The 5,673-nt window shown below is 37.7% G+C and carries 5 protein-coding genes, 1 tRNA gene and 1 pseudogene; 4 read left to right on the top strand and 3 right to left on the bottom strand.

Annotated features, from left to right (window positions below; all coding sequences use genetic code 11):
• On the top strand, nt 1-632 hold a 632-nt coding region (ctrA, locus tag BN338_RS02870; RefSeq protein ID WP_039758864.1), incomplete at its 5' end, for a response regulator transcription factor CtrA.
• 222 nt (nt 633-854) lie between these two features.
• Here ctrA and chpT read toward each other — a convergent pair.
• Nucleotides 855-1,493, bottom strand: a complete 639-nt coding sequence (gene chpT / locus BN338_RS02865) for a histidine phosphotransferase ChpT (RefSeq protein WP_039758862.1) — start codon at nt 1,491-1,493, stop codon at nt 855-857.
• 212 nt (nt 1,494-1,705) lie between these two features.
• On the opposite strand from chpT, the gene BN338_RS02860 reads away from it, so the two are divergent.
• Together BN338_RS02860 and BN338_RS12980 are read left to right on the top strand one after the other, a co-directional pair.
• Nucleotides 1,706-2,302 carry a DUF1134 domain-containing protein gene (locus tag BN338_RS02860; RefSeq protein ID WP_039758861.1) on the top strand — a complete coding sequence of 199 codons (597 nt, stop codon included), beginning with the start codon at nt 1,706-1,708 and terminating at the stop codon, nt 2,300-2,302.
• 27 nt (nt 2,303-2,329) lie between these two features.
• Nucleotides 2,330-2,972 (top strand): annotated as a pseudogene (locus BN338_RS12980) (hypothetical protein).
• Nucleotides 2,973-3,276: 304 nt separating this feature from the next.
• On the opposite strand, the gene BN338_RS02845 reads toward BN338_RS12980, so the two are convergent.
• Entirely contained in the window at nt 3,277-4,395 is a 1,119-nt protein-coding gene (locus BN338_RS02845; protein WP_039758993.1) for a DegT/DnrJ/EryC1/StrS family aminotransferase, read from the bottom strand.
• 49 nt (nt 4,396-4,444) lie between these two features.
• The gene (locus BN338_RS02840; protein ID WP_039758855.1) at nt 4,445-5,401 is read right to left on the bottom strand and encodes a Gfo/Idh/MocA family protein; all 957 of its coding nucleotides are present in this window, start codon (nt 5,399-5,401) and stop codon (nt 4,445-4,447) included.
• Nucleotides 5,402-5,561: 160 nt separating this feature from the next.
• On the opposite strand from BN338_RS02840, the gene BN338_RS02835 reads away from it, so the two are divergent.
• Nucleotides 5,562-5,635, top strand: a tRNA-Met gene (locus BN338_RS02835).
• Nucleotides 5,636-5,673: the final 38 nt, after the last annotated feature.

The raw sequence follows: 5,673 nt of genomic DNA, 5'->3' as shown, positions 1-5,673 counted from the left end.
ATTTTAATGTTTATATCACTGATCTGGGTGAAGAAGGTATCGATTTAGGAAAACTCTATGATTATGATATCATTTTGCTTGATCTGAATCTGCCCGATATGTCGGGGTATGATGTTTTGCGAACTCTAAGATTGGCAAAAATAAAAACGCCTGTCCTTATCCTTTCCGGTATGAATGGCGTTGAGGACAAAGTCCGTGGTTTTGGCTCTGGAGCAGACGACTATATGACAAAACCTTTTCACAAGGATGAGCTCATTGCACGTATTCATGCAGTTGTTCGTCGTTCTAAAGGACATGCACAATCGGTTATTGTTACCGGTGATCTCACTGTTAACCTTGATGCAAAAACCGTCGAAGTTGCAGGACGCCCTGTTCACTTAACAGGTAAAGAATACCAAATGCTAGAGCTTCTCTCTTTGCGCAAAGGTACAACACTTACCAAAGAAATGTTTCTCAATCATCTCTATGGTGGAATGGATGAGCCAGAACTAAAAATTATCGATGTTTTTATCTGTAAACTACGGAAAAAATTGGAAGCCGTTTCTTCGAATGTCAATTACATTGATACCGTTTGGGGACGTGGTTATGTGTTGCGTGATCCAATTGAAGAGAACGTAAGAAAAACCGCTTAAGCAGTGAAAATACACATTGTAAAATCTCGGGGTGTAGCGGGCCGAGATTTTTCCCCAGATTTTTTCTGTTACAAATAAAAAAACGCACATAAAAAAATCTTATATAGAAAGCGCTTAAATCTTAAGAAGTAACTACACCCTATTCACAAATATAATCTTATCGCTCGTAAATTTGATCGAAGTTTCTTTTTCCCCAACACAGCTTAAGCGCTTCTCTCTTATTCAAAGCTTTTTTACACCTTCTAACACAGTACAATGATCCTCTTCATCAATATTTATTTTCATTTCTGTCATCTGAGCAAGTAACATTGTGTAATAAAATTGGATGACATGGGCATCAATCAGCTCTTCTTTAACTTCTCCATGATATAATGCAAAAAAATGAGAAGGAATACGAAGATTTTCACCGAAAATCTCAAATCGAAAAGAACGTCTATTTCCCTCTTGCTCAATCATAACAACAATTTCACCGCCACGAGAAACTGTTGCATTTGCAATCAATAACAAATTAAGCAAAAGTTTAACTTCATCTTTTTGTAACAAAAAAGAGGGGGCTTGCCATTTTAAAGTTGCTTTTTCTTGCCGCATATATTGTTGAGCAACCTGCTCTGCTGCACGTGTATCTATTTGTCCTCCACTTGCACCAGCAAAACCAAAAGCCAATCGCGCAAATTGTAGACGCGCAGAAGCACTTGCAACGGATAAACGCACCAATTGCAAAGCGTCTTCTTCAGCTCCTCCATCATCATAAAGCTCCATTGCATTTTGAATAGCCCCCACAGGTGAAATCAAATCATGGCAAATACGACTACAAAGCAAAGCAGCAAGGTCCATAGGATTCAACGAAATATCTAACGTCATAATGATTGAAAACTCCCAGATTCAAAAAACAAACTTTATTTTAAAGAAAAACTCTTAACATCTGATGCACAATAAGAAATATCAACAATCACGCTAAAAAAAATTCAGAAATAAATTCAAGAATTTAAATAATCTTACATTTTATTTTTTATTTGAATAGAATGAAAATCCTAATATTATCTTTTTTGTCAATAATAAAAGGAGAAAACTCTATGGCTCTCTCTCTTCTAAAATACTGGTACAAAAATATTATATCTTTAATCTTCTTTTTATTCATCACCTTAAACACCACGCATGCCCAACTAAAACCAATAGAAAAAAACGACCTCCATTATTCACTCCAAGAAATTATTGATTCCGGTCATATTTTTTTTGGAAAAACGGCCAGTGGTTTGGCCGTTGCCATTCAAAATATTTTTTCAAAATACGGTTATCCTAATGCCTACATTTTAGGAGAAGAAGCCTCTGGTGCCTTTTTTGCTGGCTTAACCTATGGCGAAGGAAAAGTTTTTAGCAAAAGCTATGGTCAGCATAAAGTTTTTTGGCAAGGCCCCTCAGTAGGGTGGGATTTTGGCGGTCAAGGCTCTCGTTTAATGATCTTGGTTTACAATCTTAAGAGCATAAATAATTTATGGAAACGCTATGGTGGTATTTCAGGTTCGGCCTATTTAATTGCAGGTGTTGGTTTTCATGTTCTCAAATACCATGATACTTTGTTAATTCCAATACGGACAGGGATCGGTGCACGTCTTGGTATTAATATAGGATATTTAAAATTAACACCTAGACCAACATGGAATCCGTTTTAAACGGTTCCTTATTTGAAAAGGGGTATTATGTTTATTCAATCGTTTCTTTTTTTTATTCTTGGCATTGCCTCGATTTCTTGGATACTGGTGCTTTTGTCTCCTCTTATTTGGCGTAAAGCCGTTCATTTTGCGTATAAAGATGTTTGTGCGCAAATTCCCTTATCACTCACGGAAATACAAGCTAACCATGACTTTGTCCGTGCAAAACATGCTGTAGAATTAGCAAAAAACCAACAAAAATATGAATCTTTGCAAAAAAAATACATCCAACAGAAAATACAGCTAAGCCAAGTAAAAGAACAACTTTATCAGCTATACCTCTCAGCACAAAATACTTTTCCCAAAGAAACGGTCGCAATCAAACAAAATATCATCGCAACAACCCCCTTCAAGGAAAAGCAAAATGATGCTTGAAAAAATCAAGCACTATCAGCAACGTTTACAAAAAATCCAAACGCATGGGCTTGATACAAATGCTAACCAGCAACTGCTAGAAGAGCTGCGTGAAGAAACAAAAGAATTCGCCGCAACATTAGCCGCTCACATAGCGCTAAAAGAGGGGAATACATCCCCCATCAACGCACTCATTCAAAACTCCAAAAATAAAAATGACCTAGCATCACGTATTCGCAAAAAAATAACTTGTCTCTCCAACCTCCCCCTTAAATAAGCTGAATTTCAAACAACTTTAAAATCAAAAAAGCTTTGTTGTCACTTTTATAACCCAAATAATTTTTATTAAACGTGGCTTTCTCGTTCAGTTAAATAAAAAACTTCTTACCCTAAACCGGTTTGAAAAAATCTATCTTCTTATCTCGCGATTCCACTCGCTTGTCATATCACCGTCCTAAAGAACAGCATTTCCATGAATCCTAGAAGCAAATATATTCATCACACACTTTAACAAAAAACACCTCCTAAGATAGATCACCCACAAAGCTTTTACCATACGTTTTAAAGATAAAAGCACACACTCAAGAGTGGTAAAAATCTCTTATTTTTTGGATAATCATATCCTGATCCGTTTGCGTCAAGTAAGGATGCATTGGTAAACTTAAAACACTCTCCCCTAAAGACTCTGAAACAGCAAGGGAATCTTTTACATAAGAAAAGTGTTTATAAGCTGGCTGTTGATGTAAAGGAGTTTTATAATAAATCATTGTAGGAACAGAATTCTTTTGTAAAAAATCTTTTAATTTATCACGCTCTTTTACCTTAATCGTATATTGTGCATAAGCGGAACGAATATTTTCTTCTATTTCTGGAACTGTCACAATGTCTCTTAAACCATTGGAATAGCGTTGAGCAATTTCTACACGCTTTTCTATTTCATCTTCAAAAATCACAAACTTTTCTAGTAAAATTGCAGCCTGAATACTATCAAGACGCGAATTCATACCAATCCGTACATTATCATATTGTGTTTCACCTTTACCATGAAACAAAATGGAGCGTAAAAGTTCTGCCAAATCATCATCATTGGTCATCATAGCACCTCCATCACCATAACACCCTAATGGTTTTGCAGGATAAAAACTTGTGGCAGCCACATCACCAAAAGCACCGCACATAGTATTCCCACTTCTTCCCCCCATAGATTGAGCAGCATCTTCAATGACAAAAAGATTTTCCTTTGCTGCCACTTGAGTAATTTGCGCATAGTCAGCAGAAAGTCCAAATAAATCAACAGCAATAATAGCCTTTGGCTTTAGACGTCCTTCTTTTTTAACCATTTCGATAGCGTAAGAAAGTTTTTCAACATCAATATTGAATGTATCAGGTAAAATATCAACAAAAACAGGCTCCGCCCCCACCAAAGCAACCACTTCGGCCGTTGCAGAAAACGTAAAGCTAGGACAAAACACCGCATCACCTAGACCGATATTTTTAGCCATAAGAGGCATCTTCAAAGCATCTGTTCCATTAGCACATGCAATCACATGTTTAACACCAAGATACTCTGCCAATTTTTCTTCAAATTCTGTTACTTTTGGCCCCAAAATATACTTACCACTAGCAACCACATGCGCAATTGCAGAATTAATTTTATCTTCAATACGCGCACGCTGCGCCCCAAGGTCGATGAATTGCATATTAACTCCATTGATCATCACAAGAGTGCAAAAACGCTACCTATCTCTTTTATCTATCATAATTGACACCAGCAGCTGTTAAAATCCGTAAAATCGCAATAGCATCATCACCATTTGTACGAGGTGATTGACGCGTTTCAATACAATGAAGAAAGTGCCGTAACTCGCGAGTAAGCGGCAAATCTTCACAAACATCAATGTAATTCAGCTCCTCCCTTCTAAAAGCCCACTCTTTATTCTCTTTCCAAATGGCAAAATGGTGCATTGCCAATTTACGATTCCACGGTTCCATATCATCAAAAACGAGCATAGCCTTTGTCCCAACAACGGTTAAACGCCGTTCACAATAAGGACTCAAGCGTGAAGTAAAAAGATGACCACGCACACCATTTGGAAAAGTCATATGAACATGAGAAAAATCAGAAATCTGATCAACGATAGCAGCCCCCTCACCGCGAATTTCGGAGGGTTCACATCCTGTCAATACCAAAATCATTGAGAGATCATGAGGGGCAAGATCCCATAAAGCATCACTGTGTGTGTGAAATTTTCCAAAGCCTAGCCGATGAGAATAAATATATCGCACCTCCCCCAACTCCCCCTTTTTCACCAATTCATGCATTTTTTCAAAAGCCGGATGAAACCGTAAAATATGGCCCACCATAAAAATCCGCCCATAAGCATCTGCCTCCTGAACCTGGCGTTTAGCATCAGCAACATTTAAGGCTATTGGCTTTTCCACCAAAACATCTTTACCACTTTTAACAGCACGGAGCACATTTTTTGTATGAAATTGTGGAGGCAGCGCTAATACCAGCGCATCAATATCTTGCTGAGCAAAAAGATCATCTGGTGCAACAACCTCTACACCATACATCGTTGCAAAACGAACAGCACGATCGCTATCAATATCAGAAACTGCTGCTAAAGCTCCAAGAGAATGGAGTGTCTTTATATGATTTCCACCCCAATGACCGCATCCTAAAACCGCTACACGTGGCACCATTTTCATGCCTTACCTTACTTTATCTATAAAATTACACTTTTACATATCGAGGATAAAATAGAATGACAAGAGAAAAGCTTAAAAACGATGCTTGACATCTCACTATTCTACCCCTTATATCCGCAAAAGATGTAATTATTTGCAATTATAATTTTGTTTTGGCGGAGTAGCTCAGTAGGTTAGAGCAGAGGAATCATAATCCTTGTGTCGGGGGTTCAAATCCCTCCTCCGCTACCGTCTTTTTAGAATCGTGTGTGTAGCTTGTCACTGGG

Origin of the sequence: Bartonella queenslandensis AUST/NH15, assembly GCF_000312585.1 — a bacterium.
Taxonomy (GTDB): domain Bacteria; phylum Pseudomonadota; class Alphaproteobacteria; order Rhizobiales; family Rhizobiaceae; genus Bartonella; species Bartonella queenslandensis_A.
The sequence above is the reverse complement of the archived record's forward strand: the minus strand, read 5'-3'. Positions and strand labels throughout refer to the sequence as shown.